This is a genomic window from Lentzea jiangxiensis (genome assembly GCF_900104175.1).
GTDB lineage: Bacteria > Actinomycetota > Actinomycetes > Mycobacteriales > Pseudonocardiaceae > Lentzea > Lentzea jiangxiensis.
Genome location: NZ_FNIX01000022.1, coordinates 1 through 18,802 on the forward strand (window position 1 = coordinate 1; position 18,802 = coordinate 18,802).

Genomic DNA, 18,802 nt, shown 5'->3' on the forward strand with positions numbered 1-18,802 from the left:
CACCGCCGGCGACCTGGTGAACCGCAAGTTCCACCGGCTGAAACCGAACGAACTGTGGGTCACCGACATCACTCAACACAGGACGAGAGAAGGATGGCTCTACTGCGCCGCGGTTCTGGACGCGTTTAGCCGTCGGATCGTGGGCTGGTCGATTGACTCCACACAGGACTCAACCCTGGTCGTCAACGCGCTCGATATGGCCATTCGCAACCGGCGCCCCGCGCCCGGCGGCATCGTCCACGCCGATCACGGAACCCAGTTCACCTCCTGGGTCTTCGGCGACAAGATCCGCTCAGCCGGTCTGCTGCCGTCCTTCGGAAGCGTCGGCGACGGCCTCGACAACGCGATGATGGAATCCTTCTGGTCATCGATGCAGATCGAGCTACTGAACCGCCAACGATGGAAGACCCGCGTGGAGCTGGCCAACGCGATCTTCGACTACATCGAGATCTTCCACAACCGCCGCCGACGGCACTCCGCCCTCGGCTATCTCACCCCAATCGAGTACGAACTACGCTCTGACCACGACACCATCACCGCTGCCAGTTAGCCACAACGACTGGAACCCTTCCGGTGGGGCAGGTCACCACTGTCACCCACTCGTGCAGCAGATCCGACCGACGAGCTCGCCGAGTGAGTAGCAGTTGACGATGGCGCCGGTAAACAGCGGCCTGTTCGGGGAAGTCGTAGGTGGCGTTCATCGCTTCTCCTGCCGTTGCGGGCAGGATGGTTCAGCCGGTGTGGACTTCGGCAGTCGCTGTGATGGCGCCATCCAGATCGGCGATGAGGTTGGCGGCGTCGCCGTCCAGGCGTCCGATGATCACGATGCCGGAGTAGTAGGACTGGTCGCCGTAGTAGAAGACGAGATCGTTGCCGGGTGCGTAGTACCCGACATCCCCGATGTCGGGGTCTGCGCCGTCTGGTTGGCCGTCCCGTGACAGCGGCGCGGGCAGTGGTCCGGTTTTCTCCACCGAGCCGTGATCGACCATGTCGATGGTCAAGGGTAGCTGGGTGATGAGGTCACGGCCGGCGGCGCTGTCGAAGATCGTGGCCTGGAGGCGCTGGTCGCCGATGGTGATCTGCATCTTCATCTGCTCTTCCTGGTGAGGAGAGGAGTCCGCGTCGCGGGAGGTGCCGCCTGGCTGCGACGCTGCGGCTGTCGATGAGCGGTCCGCGTCCTGAGCGCTGCCGGATGAGGTCGATGGTGTTCCACCGCAACCGGCAGCGGTCACTCCGGCGACCGTCAGCAGGACTGCGCGGGCGACCGCGCGTGAGGCCGGCATGAGCATCTCCCTATCCATGTGAGGTGAGCCCGCTCGCGGCGACGTGTCGGACGGGTTGTCATTGATGGCAACGAAGTTCCGCGCTGTCAGACGGCAGGCCCGGGGTGCTTTTCGCCATGGGCTCCCGGCAGGCCGATGCCGGTCCCGGGCTGCCGGGGGGCCACGTGCCGGTCAGGCGAGGTTCGTGGTGAAGAACTCGTCGAGCCTGTCGAAGGGGATGATGTCCTTGCGGTCGTAGAGGTCGACGTGGTTCGCGCCCGGGACGATCATGAGGTCGACGGTGCCGGGGGCCATCGCCTGGACGTCCTCGGAGTAGTAGCGGGAGTGCGCGTCGGCACCGGCCACCAGAAGGGCCTTGCGGGGCGCCAGCATGTCGAGGTCGGTCATCAGCGGGAAGGCGAAGAACGACATCGGCGTAGTGGCGGTCCAGGCGGTGGTGGAGTTGATCGAGCGCGGGTGGTAGCCGCGTTCGGTGCGGTAGTAGTCGAAGAAGATCCTCGTGATCGGGTCGGCGTCCGGTGGGAGGGTCTTGGGCAGGACGGTGCCAGAGGGGGCGACGTCGCCGTTCTGGTCGAAGGGGACCTCGTGGGAGAGCCGCGCGCAAGTGCTGTTCTCGGCGTCGATCCAGCGCTGCCGGCTGAGGTGGTCCACGACCTTCTGGCGCTGCTCACGGGTGTAGTAGTCCTGGTGTCCGCGGGACATGCTGCGCGACATGTCGTACATCGAGGTCGCGGCGACGGCCTTGATGCGGCTGTCCGCAGCCGCCGCGGTGAGTGCCATGCCGCTCAGGCCGCAGATGGCCTGCGGGCCGATCCGGTCGCGGTCGACGATCTTCTGCAGGCCGACGAAGTCGACGGCGGCGCTGTAGTCCTCGGTGTAGGTGTCGGGCGAGGCCACATCGCGCACCGCACCGCCGCTCTCGCCGGTGTAGGAGGGGTCGAAGGCGAGGGCGACGTAGCCGCGGCGGGCGAACTCGTTGGCGTAGAGGCCCGAGGACTGTTCTTTGACCGCGCCGAACGGTCCGCTGACCACCAGGGCCGGCAGCTTGCCCCTGGCGTTCTTCGGCACGTAGAGGTCTGCGGCGACCTGGATGCCGTAGCGGTTCTTGAACCGCACCGAGGTCCGCTTGACGTTCTTGTCCAGCGCGAAGGTGTAGCCGCCCATGCCCTGTCCTGTGGCGTCTTCGGCGAGGCTGGTCCCCGCGCCGAGGGAGGGCAGAACCGTGAAGGAGGCGGCGGTCGCAGCGAACAGCCCGAGCGCTTTGCGGCGTTCCATGAAAGTGGTCCTCACATTCGATTGGTGGGAAAAGGCACGACGGTCGGTGGTGTGGCAGCGGTGGCTGTTCAGCCGACGGCGCCGGTTGGTGCGGGGGACGTTTTCGCCGGACGGGCGAGGATGAGCAGGCCCACCATGGACAGCGCGACGCATGTGATCATCAGCAGGGCCATCGGCACCGCGGTGTGCTCGCCGCCGAGTCCGGCGATCGGGGCGATGACGCCGGCGGCGGTCCACTGGACGAAGCCGAGGACCGCCGAGCCGGTGCCGGGGTGCTCGGGTACCTCCGCGGAGGCGAGTGCGCCGCCGTTGGGGCCGATGAGGCCTTGCGCGGTCATGAGCACGGCGAAGCAGAGGATGGCCAGCGGCAGCGGGGTGTCCCACCACAGCGCACCGGCGAGCATCGCCACGCCGGCGAGCAGGGCGGCGACCTGTCCGGCGGCGATGACCTTGCGTGTCGCGACGCGTCCGGCGAGCCGGGCTGCGATCAGCGCGGCGATCGTCATGCCGGCGGCGTTGGCGGCGAAGTCGGCCGAGTACGCGACCGGAGACATTCCGTTCATCGATTGCAGCACGAACGCCGAGGTCGCCACGTAGGCGAACACCGCACCCATCGCTGACCCGCTGACCAGTACGTATCCGATGTAGCGGCGCTGGCGCAGCACGTGCCGTCCGTTGGTCATGAACGCTCGCAGGCCGCCGCCGTGCCGGTGTTCGACCGGCAGCGTCTCCGGTACGGCCGCCAGTACGGCGAGGGTCATCGCGACGCCCATGGCCGCGACGGCCCAGAACGACATTCGCCAGTGCGACAGCTGCAGGATGACCGCGCCGAGCAGCGGCCCGACGATCGGCGCGATGCCGCCGACGGCCGCGATGACGTTCAGGATGCGCACCAGCCGGGCGCCGCGGGCGAGGTCGACGATGACGGCCCGGCCGATGACCATGGCCCAGCCGCCGGCGAAGCCCTGCAGGAAGCGCCCCGCCATCATGACCGCGATGGAGGGGGTGAGGGCGCACACGATCGAGGCGGCCGTCATGACGACGATGGAGGCGATCAGCAGCCGCCGCCGGCCGTGCTGGTCGGACACCGGGCCGCCGATGAGCTGTCCGAGGGCCATGCCGACGAAGAAGGTGGTCAGGGTCAGCTGGACCTGCGTCGCCGTCGCGGACAGGTCCCCCGCGACGCGGGGGAACGCCGGCACGTACATGTCGGTGGCCAGCGGCGCGATCGCGGTCAGGAAGATCACGGTGGCGACCAGGCCGGCGGTGAGCCGCGCCTGGCGACGCACCGGGCCGGACACGCCCCTGTCGACCGGCGACGCCGGCGCGGAGATCAGTGAGGGCATGTGTCTGAGCAAACCCGCTGCGGGCGGCACCAAGAAGACACCAGCCATAGGTGTACCGGCAGTACATCCCAGTTCGGCGGGATGCGTCGTACGGTCGAGACCGTGAACAACCGAGCCGAAGTGCACGACTTCCTCACGTCGCGGCGTGCCAAGGTCACGCCCGAGCAGGCCGGCCTTCCGACCGCGGGGCAGCGCCGCGTCCCTGGGCTGCGCCGCACCGAGGTGGCCTCGCTGGCCGGGATGAGCGTGGAGTACTACGCCAAACTCGAGCGCGGTCAGCTCGCGGGGGTCTCCCCCGGTGTGCTGGAGGCCGTGGCTCGCGCCTTGCAATTGGACGACGCCGAGCGCGCCCACCTGCTGCGCCTGGCACAGCAGGCCAACGGCAGCGGCGCGCTGTTGCGCCCGACCCGCAAGCCGAAACAACGCACGATCCGGCCCAGCCTGCAATGGTCGCTCGACAGCGTCACCGCCCCGGCGATCGTGGTGAACCTGCGCCAGGACCTGCTCGCCGCGAACCTGCTCGGCCGCGCGATGTACAGCGACGTCTACACCGACTCAGCCGGTGTACCGAACTTCGGCCGGTTCACTTTCCTCGAGCCCCTCGCGCGCCGGTTCTACCCGAACTGGAACCTCGCCGCCGACATGCTCGTGGCGAATCTGCGCACCGCCGCCGGCGTCGATCCGCACGACAAAGGCCTGCACGACCTCGTGGGCGAGCTGTCCACCCGCAGCGACGAGTTCCGCCGCCGCTGGGGCGCTCACAACGTCCGCATCCACGGCACCGGCATGAAAACCTTTCACCACCACGTCGTCGGGGACCTCGAACTGGCGTACGAGAGCATGGAACTGCGGGCCGAGCCGGACCTCGTCATGACGATCTACACCGCCGAACCCGATTCGCCGACCGCCCAGGCGCTGTCGCTGCTCGCTTCCTGGGCAGCCACCGAGACCAGCACCTTGTCATCGCCCGAACGTTGAGTACCGCGCACGACCGCGCCGATGGCGGATGCCCACAGGATCCGGATGCAAGCACGGCGCGATGCTGCTGCCTGACAACGACGTGGGGACGGACGCCGAGGTGACGGAGGCCGAGGGAACCGGAAGGCTTCCCTGCCTGCTCGGGGGGTGATCTTCGCCCGCCGCGAGGTGAGTAGCTCGCGGACCTCTCGACTGTTGTCCGCGGCACCGACGGTACGTACCGAGGACAAGCCCCAGGGGGTACTGCGGGTACACGTCTTGATGGTGACCCGGTTGGCGGGTGGCGAGCGGGTTATCCGAATGCAGTGGTGCTTTCGGTCTGCCGTGGACACGGCAGGCAGTGAGCCCGCGTCCGAGCTGGACAGTCGCTGAAGTGGATCTCCCGCCGATGCGTGTGGTTCCAGGAGTTCGACGGAGCCGAGGACGCGATCTACGACGAAGATGAGCCGATTTCGCCGGTGTAGGCCCGCGGACATCGCGGCGGAATCTTCACGACGTCGATGGCGGCGTCACCGAGAACAGAATCAAACGACGCCGCGAACTGGCCCGCCCCATCACGAACCAGGAATCGAAAGTCGTTCGCACGATCGTCAAGCGTCATAAGAAGCCGCACGCCAGCATGCTCGCCGCGTCTCATCGACCCGCGGTCGCCCAGTCCGGTTCGGGCAGGGTCCACTTCTTGGCGACCAGGCGCCGACGCCACGCAGCACGGTGTCCGGGCACCAACCGGTGCTCTCGCAGCCACACCGGTAACCGCTGCACCAACGCGGCCGACACCGCACGATCAGCCCAATCCAACCGCGGACGACGCCGACCTCGACGCAACACCGCGACTTCGTGCCGCAACACCAGCGACTCGACGTCCTTGGCCGCCGAAGACCGACCGAGCAGAAACAGCCAACCACGCAGCTGGACAAAGACGAAGCACAACAGTCGCAGCGCCACGCCCGCGATCATGTCCGCAGGACCACAGAACCTGATCACCGCAGCTCAGCGTACGAGTGCGGAGTTCCGGCACCCCACACCCGCCATGTCCCACGTGGCATGACCAGTCACGCACCACGGAGACAACTGCCTGAAATCCAGCAAGCGGATCCACAGCGAAGCCAATATCAAGAACGCACATCCGGAGATCTTCCTCGGCTATTCACAAAAATTATGAGACGACATAAATTCCAAGAGAAGTGGAAATATGCGGTTCACATGGACTTGAACAGCCGTCACGCGGCGGTGTCGATGTTAAAAATCATTACGATATGACAATTTGGAAGACTGCGGGTATCGCCACCACAGGTGAAGTGGTAGATTGTGTGTTGTTACCCCGGACCTCGGTGACGTGACTTGCTCCGCGACCTCGCGGACACAGTACACGAGCCGAGGTTTTTTGGTGACCGATTCGCCGCACGGCACCCTTTGGCGAGGTTTCCCGTGTGCGGCTCTTGTATCTCCCGCTGGCGCGTCCGCGCCGTGCGACTATGAACAATTCTGTTCGGGAATGATGACATGAAGATTCAACAGAGTCAGATCCGCCGGGTGATCGTCGCCGCGGTGGCCGGAGTACTCGCGGTCCCGGCCTTGTGGTCGGTAGCCCCATCGACCGCCCATGCCGCCGTCAACTGCGTCGTGAGCGCCGGCGTGACCCAAACCGACACGGTCGTGACCGGAAGTCCCGGCAACGACACGATCGACTGCGGCGGCACGAACCCCGCCAAGACGATCAACGGCAACGGCGGCAACGACACCATCACCGGCTCAGACTTCAACGACACGATCAACGGTGGCGACGGGAACGACACCCTCACCGGCGGCACGGGCGACGACACCCTCACCGGCGGTCTGGGCATCGACACCATCTCGGGAAGCGCCGGGAACGACACGCTCATCGGCGCCTCCAACGACGGCAGCCAGGACAGCCTTGACGGCGGCCTCGGCACCGACAACTGCCAGGGACCCGCACCGGACCCCGACATCCACGCGAGCTGCGAGAACACGAGCACCCCGCCGGGATCGGGACCGGGCTCGGGCACGGGCAACGCGACCGAGCTGTGCATCGCGACCGGCGGCGTGCTCACCCTCACCGTGAACCCGGTGGGCTACGTCTGCCTGTTCAACCCCCTCAACCCCGCCAACCGCCGCGCCCAGGAAGCCCGCAGCATCTGCACCGGAGCCGGAGGAACGTTCGTCAGCCTGCTCCCCCTGAGCTACACCTGCCTCCTGCCGAGCACGCCACAAGCCACCCGCCTGACGAGTTGATTCTGTGCTCGTCGCGCAGCTTCGGCTGAGTGATGCGTGCACGATCGTACGAGCAGAATCAGGTAGCAATCCGCTTTTCGATGAGCCACGTGCGCTACCCGAGCGGATGCAGCTCTCGATCGCCGTGCTCCGTTGACCGTGACAGCAGAAAGCCGATGATCGCATCGACCCGATGACGGCGAACCCGACAAAGGCGTCGATGGTCTCGCGGAGTGCGGCGGCGAGCAGAACGGTTGCGAAGGACCAGGACCAGCGGGTTGTGCGGCTGCCCCAGCAGCCGCACAACCCGGTCCGGGCCCGGGCTGGGCGGCATTCGTTCCGGTCCGAGCTCCGCGAGTCTGCTCTGCCGGTCTCAGGAGGACAGCCCGTTCGAATGCCGGCTTGCCCCAGCGGGCCGGTTCTCCTTCCCCGTCCCCCCACAACCCACAGCACCAGCAGGTCCAGGTCGTCGAACGCCGCACCGCGGGCGTGCACCAGGACGTAGCCGAGCTCGCCACCCCATGGATGAGACCGGGTGTCTCGGGCGCGACGTGGGTGGGAATACCGCCGGGGAACGAAAACTGCCGGAACTACGCCCGCAGTCCGTCCGCGTCCTGGCCGGTCGAAGAGCAGACCTCGTTGTAGGTGCCTTCCAGGTGGGCGTCGTGCCGGGTGAAGGTCGGTGCGCTTCGCGAGTGTGACTCCTCAACCGAGTTCGGTCGCCGGAAATGACGCGACGAGCACGGTCAACGGTTGGGCATGCCGCCGAGCGCCAGCACGACCACAAGACTGGCTCGGCATCGTGTCCATTCACTCCCGTCCGGCCATACGGCGACCGTTTCCGGGGAACACCGAGGACAGCGCCTCCGGCTTCCGGCGCGCGAAGTGCTTTCGGCTACGTCGCACTTACGCCGGTGGACTGTGCGCCCGCTTTCACGGGCGTCGGGTCCTGCGGTCCCTGATCAGCTCGGTGATCTCCGGTGATCGCGACACGACCTGCTGCGCAACCTCCGACAGGAGCTGGTTGCTGTTGCGGGCGTGGGTGCGCATCAGGGAGAACGCGTCCGCGACATCGACCCGCAGGCGCTCGGTCAGGATGCCTTTCGCCTGCTCGATGACGATGCGGCTGTTGAGTGCGTTCTGCAGTTGCTCGGTGACCATCTCGCTGTGCCGCAGCGCCCGCACCTGGAGGATGCTGATCGTCGCGACGTTGGCGAAGGACTGGGCCAGCTCCACCGCGTCCTGCGGGATGGCGCAGGGCGAGATCCGGAACAGGTTCAGCGCGCCGACGATCTGCTCGCGCAGCCGCATAGGCAGCGCGTGGACGGCCGAGAACCCCAGTTCGCGCGCCGCGACCGTGAACCGGGGCCAGCGCTGCGGCTCCTGCTCCAGGTCGGCGCACGCCACGGGCTGTCCGGTGTGGAAGCAGTCCAGGCAGGGGCCTTCCTCGTCCTGCAGCTGGAACAGTTCCAGCATGCGGGCCTGTTCGGTGGACGCGGCCACCAGGTTCAGCGCACCGCGCTGGTCGGCCAGCAGGATGCCGACCGCGTCCACCTCGAGCAGCTCGACGCAGCGTCCGGTTAGGGTGTGCAGGAAGTCGATGGCGTCGAACCGCAGCACGAGCGTGTCCGCCAGCTCGACGAAGGTCTCAGTGATCCGCCGGTCCAACACGTGACTCACCTCTGTTCCTCAGGGTCGGGGTCCGGGGTGAATCTCAGTCTGCGCGCGACCACGTCGGCCGCCACCTCCGACAGAATCAGGCCGGTGACAGACGCGGGCGCTCGCGATCTCAGGAATGCCGCACCGAGATCGATGTCGAGCTGCACCGACACCATTCCGGTGGCCCGGTGCACCACGCCCCAGCGACGTTCCGGCTCGGTGGCCCACAGGTCGCCGCCGACCCGCGCCGCCGGCACCGCGGACCGGCCGAGCAACAGTGCCGTCGCCGTGTCCGCGAGCGCATCCGCCGGCAGCGGGCCGTCGACATCCCGGCAGATCTCCAAGGCGTCCAGTGCGATCGCGCCCGGTGTCAGGGGGAACACGAAGATCGCCGCACTCCTGCGGTGGCCGCGGCCGAGGCGAACACGGGCCAGCGCTGCGCGCTCCACCCGTCCGTCAGATCGGGTGCGAACACCGGTCGGTTCTGCCTCAGAGCCTCCGACACAGGCCCCTCACCCACCGCCGCCTGGAGCTCGGCGATGTCGTCACCGACAGCTCCGACGACTTCGAGCGGTTGCGCGGTACCGAGCAGGTAGACAGCGACACCGGCCGCGTCGAGACCGGTCCGGCAGGCAAGGCGCACATGGCGAACGTCGACGGGCTCGTGGTCGGGCATGGCGATCTCGTTGATCACCGCGAGTGTGTCGAGATGCCGATTCGTGCCATTCCGGTCACTCCTCGCCGTAGTGATCCAGGACGAACCCAGCCTTCACACCCACCGCCCACCGCCTCGGCCGTCGAGCCACGGGAATGGCCACCAGGCCGTTGTGCCGGCTCCACCCGGTGAGCACGAGCGCCTGGGCGAAGTGCACGCGGGTGCTATCGGCCAGACCGGTGTCGAAGCACGCCCAGCCGGCGAGGTTGTGCAGTTCACCCAGCGCCACGCAACAGCCTGCGCCGCACGTGCTCAGCGGCTGACACGTCGAGCATCAACCGCCCCTCCCCCACCCGTCTGCGGATCGCGTCGAGACGCGCATCGCCGCCTTGGTTGCCGCTGGGGTCCGGGACGGTCACACCCCCGAGGCTCGGCGGCTGGCAGGCCGCCGACTCCGCGAGGGGCTGCATTCGTCGGTGAGAACCGACTACTGCCGAACATAGCCGAGCTCCTCACCGCATGAAGCCACCGAACGAGGCGAGGGTCGGGTGTTCCCGTCCTGGGCCGCTCCGAGAACGCCGTGAAACGCATCGGCAGAGGGGTGGCCGGTCACGTCGAGAAGACAAGGCGCCCAAGACGTGGACGTGAGCGGTGTCAGCCACGATGACGGGTTGTGGACGGAGTCGCTGGCAGCTTCGGCTTCTCCGGATCGCCGACGGCAGCGGCAACACCGTTGCAGCCGGTGTTGCCGCTGCCCGCCCACACCGCCGGTCAGCAGGTGCAGATGCCGCCGTTGTCGATCCCGGCGACGCCGTTGCCGCCCGCGAGGCCGCTGGCGCCCGACGGGGTGGTGATGGTGTCGAGTCCGTCGTTGATGGTTCCGGAGTTCCCGGGACCGCCGGCACCCGCGGCACCGCCGAGGCCCCCGGGACCGCCGGGGCCGCTGCAGCCGGTGCCACCGTTGCCGCCGCCGGCACCGTTGCCGCCCTTGCCGCCAGTGCCGGTGATGGTGTCGACACCGGTTCCGCCGGTGAGGGTGCCGGAGTTCCCGATCCCGCCTGCGCCACCGGCACCGCCCACACCCCCGGCGCCACCGGGCTGAACGGCCGCCAGGCCGTTGCCGCCCTTGCCGCCGACGCCACCGTTGCCACCGAGTCCGCCGTTGGCCTTGAGCGTGTCGGCACCGGCACCGCCGCTGATGGTCCCGGAGTTCCCGATCCCACCTGCGCCACCGGCACCGCCCACACCCCCGGCGCCACCGCCGTGACCGCAGCCACCCACACCACCGGCCGCACCGGTACCACCGGCACCGCCGTTGGCGGTCACGCTGTCCAGACCGGCGTCGACGAGGTCGGCGGAGAAGGTTCCGGAGTTCCCGACGCCACCGGCCGCGCCCGCGCCACCGATGCCCCCTGCGCCCGCGCCACCGGCGACGAGGCCGCTGTTACCGCCGAGGCCGCCGAGGCCGCCGTTGCCGCCCCTGCCCGCGGTGAGGGTGACGGTGTCGCTGCCGGCGCCACCGGTGACGTTCCCGGCGTTACCGGCACCACCGATCCCGCCGACACCGCCATTGCCTCCAGCCCCACCGGCACCGGAGGCGAAGCCGGCCCCGCCCTGGCCGCCGTTGCCCCCGTTGCCCCCGGCACCGCCGATGACGACGATTCTGTCGGTGCCCGCGCCGGCGTCGATGACACCGGTGGCCCCCACACCGTTGCCGCCGGCATTGCCGGCTCCGCCGTTGCCGCCGGCATTTCCCGCAGGAGTGCCGGCATTGCCGTTGGCGCCTGCCGGGCCGTTGGTGCCCGTCGTACCGGCGACGCCGGTGACCCTGATGGTGTCGTCACCGGCAAGGCTGTTCACCGTGCCGTTCACGGCACCGCCGGTGATGGTGATGATGTTGTTGCCCGTGGTCCCGGTCAGCACTTGACCGGCGGGGATCCCGGCGGTGCAGGTGAAGTTCGCGCCGCTCTGGGTGCATCCCGGCGGGAGCGCCAACGCCTGCGCGGGAACCAGGAGGGAGAAACCCGCCGCGGTGCCCAAGGCGATGAGGGCCCGGCCGGCCCGGCCTGCCGTGCTGATGCGTGCTGTCGATCTCATGATCAACCTTCCACCCTTGAAGAGGAATCCGCAGCTGACGCCACGGACCTGCGAGGTGGTGTGATGACCGGGGTCTGGAGCCATTGTCCGATGCCGGAAGATGAGGGCACCGGTACCAACCAACCCCTCGATACGACCAAGCTTGCGCGCATTCGACACCGCTGGCAACAAAAAGAGCGGCCGATCACCCATATGCGGTCAAGCCTCACCGACGCCGCCACCGGCGAGGGCTTCGCACATGGACGGCAAAATGCATTCCGCAAATTGAGCAACACCCGTTCGCAGAGGTTTTCACACTGCTTTAATCACCTGCAAACGGCATGACCCCCACCAGCCAGCAAAGGCCTGGTGGGGGTCGTTCAGGTCGGGCTCCGATATCAGATGATGGGAGGAGCGCGCCAGCGGCACCGAGGATGCCGGCCACGGCGCCGTTGACGATGCCGACGACGGAGTCGATCAGGCCGCCGATGATGATGATTCCCATGACGAGATCTCCTTGGGGGTGAGTGGAGCATTTACTGGGTCGTGTGCGGTTCGCCCGCGCGGTGGTCAGCCGGTGCAGCCGGGCACTGCCGGAACGCTGCCGACGCAGTTGTTGGGGGTGTTGGCGGTGATGGGTGAGTTGGTCGTGGTCATGGTGCCGCCGAGGCGGTGGACACCACCGGCCGTCCGCACCGCGGCGTTGGCCGTGACAGCGGTTTGGGTCATGGTGGTCGCGGTGGAGTTGACGGCGGCGACACCACCGCCTTCGGAGCCGGTGTTGTCGAGGATGAACAGCGGGCTACCGGACACACCTGTGGTGCTCAACGTGCCGCGCAGGCCGTTGTAAATGCCGCCACCGCGCAGCAGCGCGGTGTTGCCGGTGACGTTGCTCCTGGTCAAGGTCGCGGCGGGCGCGGCACCCGAGGCGGTGTCGGCGTTGGCCAGGCCACCACCGTTGAGCGTGGCCACGTTCCCGACGAGGCTGCTGCCGGTGAGGGTGACCGCGCCCCGGTTGAGTATGCCGCCGCCGTCACCGATGGCACTGCCGTTGGTGAACACGACCGAGGTGGTCAGGGTCAGACTGCCGGTCGAGCTGACTTCGGCGATCCGGAACGGCAGTGCGGAGGAGCGGGTGATGACTGCCGGGCCGATCAACTGGATCGGGGTCGTGATCACCGGCAGTCCGGTGGTCGGGCCACCGTGAGCGGAGGTCAACTGATAGGTGCAGCCGCCCGCCAGCACGAGCGTGTCCGAGGCGGCGGTGCCGTTGGCCTGGTTCACCGCCGCGACCAAAGCGCTCTCGCTGCACGCCACCGGAATGGTGACGGCATGTGCCACGGGGGAAAGGGCGACCAGACCGGCAGCCACGACGGTGGCCCCGATCATGGCATGAAGGGTGGTGCGGATGCGTTGCATGACGAGTTCGTTTCTTGAAGCAAATCGGCGATGACCGCGCGGCACGGAGGCACCAGCGGTAAACCGAGGCGTACTGCGGACAGGACACCTGGCCAGAAAGGTCTGCGCATCGGGCCGTTCATGCGAAAACCTCGGCCCGTGGTCTGCGTCCACTATTGTCGTGGAACAGGTCACGTCACCGAGGTCCGGGGTAACGACGTTCAACCTACCCCCTCACTGAGGGTGTTCGATACCGCAATCCCCCAAATGGCTACTCCGTCGTACCTCTGATCGTCCGTTCACGCAGTCTCGGTTTCACGAGTAGCGCAGGATTTCAGCTGCCTGTCGCGTGATCCGTGACGCGGAAGAACCTCGGCTCAGCGTGGATGTGAACTGGTGCGTTCAGGACGCCCGCCGACGGGTCCGACGCAGGAATGTTCGAGCGGCGTACTGCCGAAAATCACGTGACTTCGCGATCTTCAGCCACCTCTCCTGCGACGTGGGCGGCGGCACTGGAAGATCACCGAATCTGCGCCGTTCCGAGGTCAGCCGGTCTGCGACTGGGCCGGTAGCGGTTCGCACCGAGAAAGCCGAGCGGAGACGGCACCCGTACCGCGTGCGCGTACAGCAGGTACGCGCTGTTGGCATCCGGGAATCGCTGGAAGAGCTCCGTGTCAGCGGCTCGTGCGAAGGACTCTCCATCGCCGCGTGCTGCGAGCGCCGCCAGGATGTGTGTGGCGTCCCGTCCGTCACGTTGCGCGACGAGGACTGGTCGGGCCGGCCCGGCGACGAGATCTGCCCGGCCTGCTCGCCGACGTCCTGCGCCGCAATGAAATCGAACGCCGAGTCGTGGACACCGCCTCGGAACGCTCCACCCAGCTCGCGTTGGTAGCGGCAACGCTCCGCACCGTCAGCATCCTGCAGCCCGCGGCCCGGCGAGGCCGTGTTGATCCGAGCGGTGCACCAGATCGGCCTGGTGGTGCCGAATCAGCGGACGAGAGGCGGTGTGGCGGTCAGCGTCTGGGGTACTCGACCCGCACGACCCGACGGGAGCGAGCCCATGCGTGGTGACATCGAGACGTACTTCGAAGACGGCCGGTGGAAGAACAAGGTGGACGGGAACGACCTCGCCTCCAGTACGCACCGGACCAAGGAGGACGCGCGCACGAACGGCCGCGAGATGGCCATCGTGCACGCAGTGGACCACATCGTCCGCGACCGCGACGGCACGATCAGCGAGCACGACGTCTACCCTCGCGGCCGCGACCCGCACACCCTCTCCCGCTGACCTCTTGGCAGCGCGGTGGGCGCAGCCAGAACCGCAGCCCACCCACCGCGTGGGACTGTTCCTCGGCGGTAACCCCGAACACACCTGTTCATCGACACACGGGTGGCCGCGCTCAATGAGGCACTTCACTGCTCTCGCGAACCATGTGCGGGCGGGCGACACCACGACGCGCGCGTTTCCAGAAACATGGGGTGGCGAACTCTCGTGGAGGCCGCGTTGACGTTCCGACCGTGCGGTCGTCCTCGAAGCTGCCGGCCGTTGAGTCCGCGCGGGCGTCGCAGTCGGATGACTGCCAGGCGGAGAAGCATTTCGACTGATTTTGTCCAATGTGGACTGGTGAGGTGGGCTGGGTCCCGAAGAGGAAGTCGTTTGCTGTGGAGTCCGACGACTGTTGCGGTTGCCGGAATCCGTTGGCGAAGCCCGAACGGCGCTCGGCGGGCGCACACCCTAAGCTGGTCGTATTGATCCTGACGCGGTCACGCAAGACGTGGGCCTAGACCTCGCTACGTCCAGCAGCGGCTGGAGCTGTCGACGTGGTGGAGGAATCCGGTGCCAGATGTCAATGAACCCGCCGTTGTCCGGCGGTGTGACCACAGGTGTACGAACCTGATCGACCTGACGTGTCGCTGAGTGACGCCCGAGCGACGGTCTTGGCCGCGCTTCGCGACAACGAGAGCAAACTCGACGCGCTGGCGCGGGTGATTCGCGCGTGCGTGGACGTGCTGCCGGTGGACGGCGCCTCGGTCTCGGCGATGAGCGGTCCACGGGAGCGGGAGACGTTGTACGCCAGCGACGAGGTCGCAGCGCAGATCGAGGGTGTCCAGTTCAGCCTGGGTGAGGGTCCGTGCTTCGAGGCGTTCGCGACTCGCAGGCCCGTGCTGGTCCCCGACATGGCTCAGGCATCGGCCCAGCAGTGGCCGATCTTCGCGGCGACCATCAAACAACTGCCCATCGGCGCGATCTTCGCGTTTCCCCTGCAGGCGGGCGCGATCAGCATCGGCGCGATCGACCTCTACCGGCGGCGACCCGGGTGGTTGTCGGCAGATGAGCTCGCCGTGGCGCTGGAGGTGGTCGACGTCGTGGCCGTGGTGATGCTCGGGGTGCTTCTGGGGGAGACGGACGGCACCGACGGATTGCAGGGCGTTCTGTCGCCAGGGCGGGAGCAGGTGCACCAGGCGACCGGCATGGTCCTCGCCGCCTTGGACATCTCCGCGGAGGAAGCGCTGTCCAGACTGCGTGGATATGCCTTCGTCGTGGACCAGTCACTGGACGAAGTGGCCAAGGACATCATCAGCCACCGGCTGTCTCCCCTGGAACTGGGCAAGTGAACGTGTACGAGACGTGGATGGCGATCGGGTCCTGGCAGCACTACCGTCGGACGAAGAAGAACAGGAGCTGGTGATGAGCGGTGCCGCACTGACCAGAACAGAGCGGGAATCTCGGTTGCTCCACGCGTTCGTCGAATTGGCGGACACGCTTGTGGACGACTACGACGTGGTGGACGTGCTGCACGGGCTGGTCGAGCACTGCGTCCACCTGCTGAACGCGACGGCGGGCGGCTTGATGTTGTCAGACCAGCGCGGTGGCTTGCGGGTGATGGCCTACTCGTCAGCCAAGGCCCAGATGCTCGAACTGTTCCAGCTCCAAGCGAGTGAAGGCCCGTGCCTGGACTGCGTGCGCAGTGGTGAGGCGGTGCTGGTCGCAGACCTGTCGACGAAGATCCAGCGCTGGCCGCGGTTTGCGCCGCTCGCCATCTCGGAGGGATTCGCCTCTGTGCACGCGGTACCGATGAGGCTGCGGCGCGAGACCATCGGCACGTTGAACCTGTTCCGCTGCGAAACCGGTCTGCTCAACGAAGAAGACCTGCTGCTCGTGCGGGCCTTGGCGGACACGGCGACGATCGGAATCCTGCAGGAACGTGCCATCCGGCGCAGCGAGGTCGTCACAGAGCAGCTGCAGACCGCGCTGAACAGCCGGGTCGTCATTGAACAGGCCAAGGGCGTGCTGGCGTTCGCCGGCAATCTCGAGATGGAGCAGGCATTCCACGCGCTACGGAGCTATGCGCGCAACAACGGTCGTCGTCTGGCTGAAGTAGCCCGTGAACTCGTCGTCGGAGAGCTGCGCCCTCAGGACCTGCTCGTGCCGCGGCTTGGTCCTGCTGACGTGTGACCCGACCACTGGACGTGCACAGCTCCGCGCCTGTGCCCCGCTTCCTGACGCGGACGATCGCACGGCGTTGTCGTGGGTAGAACGAGCCCTGCGCGGGTGGTCAGAACTCGCACCTGACGGGACTCGCATCCGCGTTGGCCGCGCTCGGCCACCAGGTGGACGTCTACACGCGGCGACGCCCTGGCGGTGCGCAGATCGCCGGGCTGAGAAACGCGTTCGAACTCGTGCGGGGCCGGTGACGCAGTCGTGAGTCCTTCACCCCGATGCGATCGGCGCACACCGGTCGTGGGCGTAGAGTGAGCGTTCCGAGGGGACCTCGTGCATCGCCGACCGAGCCAGGTGCCCCTGCGGAGTGGTGAGCAACCCCGCCCGGCTGGCCCGGACGGAGGCGGGAGCACCGAGATGATCTCGGGCCCGATCAGCACCAGTGTCGAATTGACCACACCACGCGGCCTGCGGGTGACGAGGACGCCGGACGCCTGTCCGACGGCCAGTTCCCCGGCGGCTGGCGACCACTGGCGACCGACCCCGCCACCACCCTTCCCGCGCTGAACCCAGTGCTTCCTTTCAGGACAGACGGTGCGTTGTCCCGATCTGCGTGCGCTGCCACAACGCTGCCACGTTTCACCGCCGCGGCGGTCGAGCTCGGGTTCACCGCCGTCGACGCGGTGCCGATGCGCCTGCGAGACGAGGTGATCGGTTCGCTCAACCTGTTCCGGACCTCGCCCGGTGCACTGCCCGCCGAGGCCGCGGCACTGGCGCGGTCTTTCGCGAACGTCGCCACGATCGGCCTTTTCCAGGCGCGCGCGACCGCGCGGAACCAGTCGGTCGTCGAGCAGCTCCAGACCGCCCTGTCGAACCGTGTCGCGGATGCCTTGTCGCTGATGCGGAACTACGCCCGCAACACCGGCAAGCTGCTGTCCGACGTCGCCCGGCTGGTCAACGAGCGGTCACCCGAGGTCACCGGGCTGGCCAGGGTCAGCAAGCCGCGGCCACGCTGGTGACGCCTGCCGACCGGCGGACCGGCACTCCAGCGCCTCGCCGACGTCGAGGTGGAGGTCCAGAACACCTGACAACCCGGTGATCATCAGGGGTAGCCGCACCTGGCGCGTACGCGCCACCACGCACAGGTCGGCACCCGTCAGCTGCGCCGCCTTCCCCACGACGACCAGAACAGTGATACCGGCCGCGCAGAAGAAGGCCACCTCGGAGAGGTCGAGGACCAGGTGGTCGGTGAACCGCAGTTGCTCGGTGATCTGATCGCGCACCACCATGCAGGTCGCCATGTCCACCTCGCCGCGCACGGCGACCACGACCGCTCCGGATGGTGCGGTCCGCGTGGTGACGACGAAGACTTCGGCAGGGCACCGGCTCACCTGAGCGTGCCGCGGGTCGAAGGTCGTGGTGATATCGATTCGCTCCATGGAACCTTCCCTCGTCGGCTGACGCCACGCCAGGGTCCAGGGCACGTGCTCGCAACGCTACACCCATGAGCGGCTGACGCGAAGGCTCTGCGAACACTGCGTCATCCGTTCACATGGGAAGATCCTTTGCAATCCATTGTGGACAGTCGGCGGCATACGCGGCTCAGGAGTGGCGTTGAGGAATCAAAGAACCGGCGAACGACCGGCAAGAGGCCGGCTCGGATCGAAAGACGGTCCAAGGCGGGCGCCGCCGCCGTGGCGGACACAGTCGTACTGCTCGCGGCGACGCTCTCGGTGCTGCTCGGCGTCGCCAGGCAGGTGCGGCACTGCTGGGTGTCCTCGGTTGAACGTGGCCTTGGCGGCGCGTCTGCCGGTCCTCGACTCGACGGAGAGGCTGCCCGATCGGGCGGAAGTCGTCGTTGGAGACGTGCTTCGGGGTTCTCCTCGTGCTGCTCACACCATGCGTCGACTACGTGATCGAGTTCAGCGGCCTCACGGTGGCAGCAGCGAACGACTCCTCGCCGCCCCGTCTCACCGCGCCATTCAGGCTGCTCGGCATCAGCGCCCGCCAACTTCGCGTAGACCGGATCCTGGACGAGGCGGCACACGCAGCCAATCCAGTTCAGCCGATGCGCGTGTTCGGACTCGGCGTCGACGCCTCCGCGCGGTACGTCCACACCGCACACCCGGAGAAGTTCATCCGTGATCCCAGCTCATCCACCGCGGCGCCACCGACCAGACCGCTACGGTGTGCGCGTCAAAAACTACGTCGATGCAGGTCAAGGAGCATGGCGATACTTGTGGTGCCACGCCAGCAAGTGATCGGCAGGTTCCGTGCTCGTTGTAGTGCCGTTCGTACTCACGCAGCGCTTGCCGCAGATGGTCCTGACTCCAGATCGGCGTGTGCCCAACAGGTCGCCGCGAAATTTCTTGGGCCCAGTCAGCAGGACCTAGTGACGAAGATTAGATCGTGTCAACTGGCCCTCTACACCATGTTCGAGCTATTCAACAGCGCATGA

The 18,802-nt window shown here is 67.4% G+C and carries 19 protein-coding genes and 2 pseudogenes; 9 read left to right on the top strand and 12 right to left on the bottom strand.

The window, feature by feature from the left end; translation table 11 throughout:
• The coding region (locus tag BLQ91_RS34455; protein WP_143022960.1) for an IS3 family transposase at positions 1–550 on the top strand (550 nt) is incomplete at its 5' end.
• A 181-nt stretch (positions 551–731) separates the two neighbouring features.
• Here BLQ91_RS34455 and BLQ91_RS34460 read toward each other — a convergent pair.
• The 3 genes from BLQ91_RS34460 to BLQ91_RS34470 all read right to left on the bottom strand — a co-directional run bounded on the left by BLQ91_RS34460 (position 732) and on the right by BLQ91_RS34470 (position 3,904).
• The gene (locus BLQ91_RS34460; protein ID WP_218130511.1) at positions 732–1,289 is read right to left on the bottom strand and encodes a cyclophilin-like fold protein; all 558 of its coding nucleotides are present in this window, start codon (positions 1,287–1,289) and stop codon (positions 732–734) included.
• Between the two features lie 165 nt (positions 1,290–1,454).
• Positions 1,455–2,558, bottom strand: coding sequence for an alpha/beta hydrolase (locus tag BLQ91_RS34465; RefSeq protein ID WP_218130512.1), 1,104 nt, complete (start codon positions 2,556–2,558; stop codon positions 1,455–1,457).
• A 68-nt stretch (positions 2,559–2,626) separates the two neighbouring features.
• Positions 2,627–3,904 (bottom strand): multidrug effflux MFS transporter, encoded by a 1,278-nt coding sequence (locus BLQ91_RS34470; RefSeq protein ID WP_090103889.1) that lies wholly within the window; start codon positions 3,902–3,904, stop codon positions 2,627–2,629.
• A 102-nt stretch (positions 3,905–4,006) separates the two neighbouring features.
• Between BLQ91_RS34470 and BLQ91_RS34475 the strand changes: the two genes are divergently transcribed.
• The gene (locus BLQ91_RS34475) at positions 4,007–4,882 is read left to right on the top strand and encodes a helix-turn-helix transcriptional regulator (protein WP_090104042.1); all 876 of its coding nucleotides are present in this window, start codon (positions 4,007–4,009) and stop codon (positions 4,880–4,882) included.
• Between the two features lie 633 nt (positions 4,883–5,515).
• Here the strand turns inward: BLQ91_RS34475 and BLQ91_RS34485 are convergent.
• Complete coding sequence (locus tag BLQ91_RS34485; protein ID WP_218130513.1) at positions 5,516–5,827, bottom strand: integrase; 312 nt, start codon at positions 5,825–5,827, stop codon at positions 5,516–5,518.
• 558 nt (positions 5,828–6,385) lie between these two features.
• On the opposite strand from BLQ91_RS34485, the gene BLQ91_RS34490 reads away from it, so the two are divergent.
• Positions 6,386–7,135 carry a calcium-binding protein gene (locus BLQ91_RS34490; protein ID WP_090103893.1) on the top strand — a complete coding sequence of 250 codons (750 nt, stop codon included), beginning with the start codon at positions 6,386–6,388 and terminating at the stop codon, positions 7,133–7,135.
• Positions 7,136–7,593: 458 nt separating this feature from the next.
• On the opposite strand, the pseudogene BLQ91_RS43890 reads toward BLQ91_RS34490, so the two are convergent.
• From BLQ91_RS43890 to BLQ91_RS43495, 5 genes and pseudogenes are all read right to left on the bottom strand, one after another.
• Positions 7,594–7,677, bottom strand: a pseudogene (locus BLQ91_RS43890) (hypothetical protein); the annotation flags it as partial.
• Positions 7,678–8,047: 370 nt separating this feature from the next.
• On the bottom strand, positions 8,048–8,794 hold the full coding sequence (locus BLQ91_RS34500; protein ID WP_245734087.1) for a GAF and ANTAR domain-containing protein: 747 nt from the start codon (positions 8,792–8,794) through the stop codon (positions 8,048–8,050).
• Positions 8,791–9,222 (bottom strand): hypothetical protein, encoded by a 432-nt coding sequence (locus BLQ91_RS34505; protein WP_176960109.1) that lies wholly within the window; start codon positions 9,220–9,222, stop codon positions 8,791–8,793. The genes BLQ91_RS34500 and BLQ91_RS34505 overlap by 4 nt, the downstream gene beginning before the upstream one ends.
• Before the next feature lie 282 nt (positions 9,223–9,504).
• A complete protein-coding gene (locus BLQ91_RS34515; RefSeq protein WP_090103901.1) occupies positions 9,505–9,717 on the bottom strand; it encodes a hypothetical protein in 213 nt (70 codons plus the stop codon).
• A 482-nt stretch (positions 9,718–10,199) separates the two neighbouring features.
• Entirely contained in the window at positions 10,200–11,525 is a 1,326-nt protein-coding gene (locus BLQ91_RS43495; protein ID WP_176960110.1) for a hypothetical protein, read from the bottom strand.
• A gap of 63 nt (positions 11,526–11,588) precedes the next feature.
• Between BLQ91_RS43495 and BLQ91_RS40705 the strand changes: the two genes are divergently transcribed.
• On the top strand, positions 11,589–11,849 hold the full coding sequence (locus tag BLQ91_RS40705; protein WP_143022961.1) for a hypothetical protein: 261 nt from the start codon (positions 11,589–11,591) through the stop codon (positions 11,847–11,849).
• Here BLQ91_RS40705 and BLQ91_RS40710 read toward each other — a convergent pair.
• Together BLQ91_RS40710 and BLQ91_RS34530 are read right to left on the bottom strand one after the other, a co-directional pair.
• Positions 11,827–12,009, bottom strand: a complete 183-nt coding sequence (locus BLQ91_RS40710; protein WP_143022962.1) for a hypothetical protein — start codon at positions 12,007–12,009, stop codon at positions 11,827–11,829. The genes BLQ91_RS40705 and BLQ91_RS40710 overlap by 23 nt on opposite strands.
• A gap of 65 nt (positions 12,010–12,074) precedes the next feature.
• A complete protein-coding gene (locus BLQ91_RS34530) occupies positions 12,075–13,127 on the bottom strand; it encodes a hypothetical protein (RefSeq protein WP_143022963.1) in 1,053 nt (350 codons plus the stop codon).
• An 835-nt stretch (positions 13,128–13,962) separates the two neighbouring features.
• On the opposite strand from BLQ91_RS34530, the gene BLQ91_RS34535 reads away from it, so the two are divergent.
• The 5 genes and pseudogenes from BLQ91_RS34535 to BLQ91_RS34550 all read left to right on the top strand — a co-directional run bounded on the left by BLQ91_RS34535 (position 13,963) and on the right by BLQ91_RS34550 (position 17,363).
• Positions 13,963–14,190, top strand: coding sequence for a DUF2188 domain-containing protein (locus BLQ91_RS34535; protein ID WP_090103907.1), 228 nt, complete (start codon positions 13,963–13,965; stop codon positions 14,188–14,190).
• A 650-nt stretch (positions 14,191–14,840) separates the two neighbouring features.
• Complete coding sequence (locus tag BLQ91_RS34540) at positions 14,841–15,518, top strand: GAF and ANTAR domain-containing protein (protein ID WP_245734091.1); 678 nt, start codon at positions 14,841–14,843, stop codon at positions 15,516–15,518.
• A gap of 13 nt (positions 15,519–15,531) precedes the next feature.
• Positions 15,532–16,359 carry a GAF and ANTAR domain-containing protein gene (locus BLQ91_RS34545; RefSeq protein WP_245734093.1) on the top strand — a complete coding sequence of 276 codons (828 nt, stop codon included), beginning with the start codon at positions 15,532–15,534 and terminating at the stop codon, positions 16,357–16,359.
• Between the two features lie 107 nt (positions 16,360–16,466).
• Positions 16,467–16,598: pseudogene (locus BLQ91_RS43895) on the top strand (hypothetical protein); the annotation flags it as partial.
• A 345-nt stretch (positions 16,599–16,943) separates the two neighbouring features.
• Positions 16,944–17,363, top strand: coding sequence for a hypothetical protein (locus tag BLQ91_RS34550; protein WP_090103914.1), 420 nt, complete (start codon positions 16,944–16,946; stop codon positions 17,361–17,363).
• On the opposite strand, the gene BLQ91_RS34555 is transcribed toward BLQ91_RS34550, so the two are convergent.
• Positions 17,310–17,783, bottom strand: a complete 474-nt coding sequence (locus BLQ91_RS34555) for an STAS domain-containing protein (RefSeq protein WP_090103916.1) — start codon at positions 17,781–17,783, stop codon at positions 17,310–17,312. The two genes, BLQ91_RS34550 and BLQ91_RS34555, sit on opposite strands and share 54 nt — an antisense overlap.
• Between the last annotated feature and the right edge of the window lie 1,019 nt (positions 17,784–18,802).

What these genes read in the sequence shown, in the direction of transcription:
- BLQ91_RS34460 (WP_218130511.1), bottom strand. Translation starts at nt 1,289, where the DNA reads ATGCTCATGCCGGCCTCACGCGCGGTCGCCCGCGCAGTCCTGCTGACG.
- BLQ91_RS34465 (WP_218130512.1), bottom strand. Translation starts at nt 2,558, where the DNA reads ATGGAACGCCGCAAAGCGCTCGGGCTGTTCGCTGCGACCGCCGCCTCC.
- BLQ91_RS34470 (WP_090103889.1), bottom strand. Translation starts at nt 3,904, where the DNA reads ATGCCCTCACTGATCTCCGCGCCGGCGTCGCCGGTCGACAGGGGCGTG.
- BLQ91_RS34490 (WP_090103893.1), top strand. Translation starts at nt 6,386, where the DNA reads ATGAAGATTCAACAGAGTCAGATCCGCCGGGTGATCGTCGCCGCGGTG.
- BLQ91_RS43495 (WP_176960110.1), bottom strand. Translation starts at nt 11,525, where the DNA reads ATGAGATCGACAGCACGCATCAGCACGGCAGGCCGGGCCGGCCGGGCC.
- BLQ91_RS40705 (WP_143022961.1), top strand. Translation starts at nt 11,589, where the DNA reads ATGACCGGGGTCTGGAGCCATTGTCCGATGCCGGAAGATGAGGGCACC.
- BLQ91_RS40710 (WP_143022962.1), bottom strand. Translation starts at nt 12,009, where the DNA reads ATGGGAATCATCATCATCGGCGGCCTGATCGACTCCGTCGTCGGCATC.
- BLQ91_RS34535 (WP_090103907.1), top strand. Translation starts at nt 13,963, where the DNA reads ATGCGTGGTGACATCGAGACGTACTTCGAAGACGGCCGGTGGAAGAAC.
- BLQ91_RS34555 (WP_090103916.1), bottom strand. Translation starts at nt 17,783, where the DNA reads ATGGAGCGAATCGATATCACCACGACCTTCGACCCGCGGCACGCTCAG.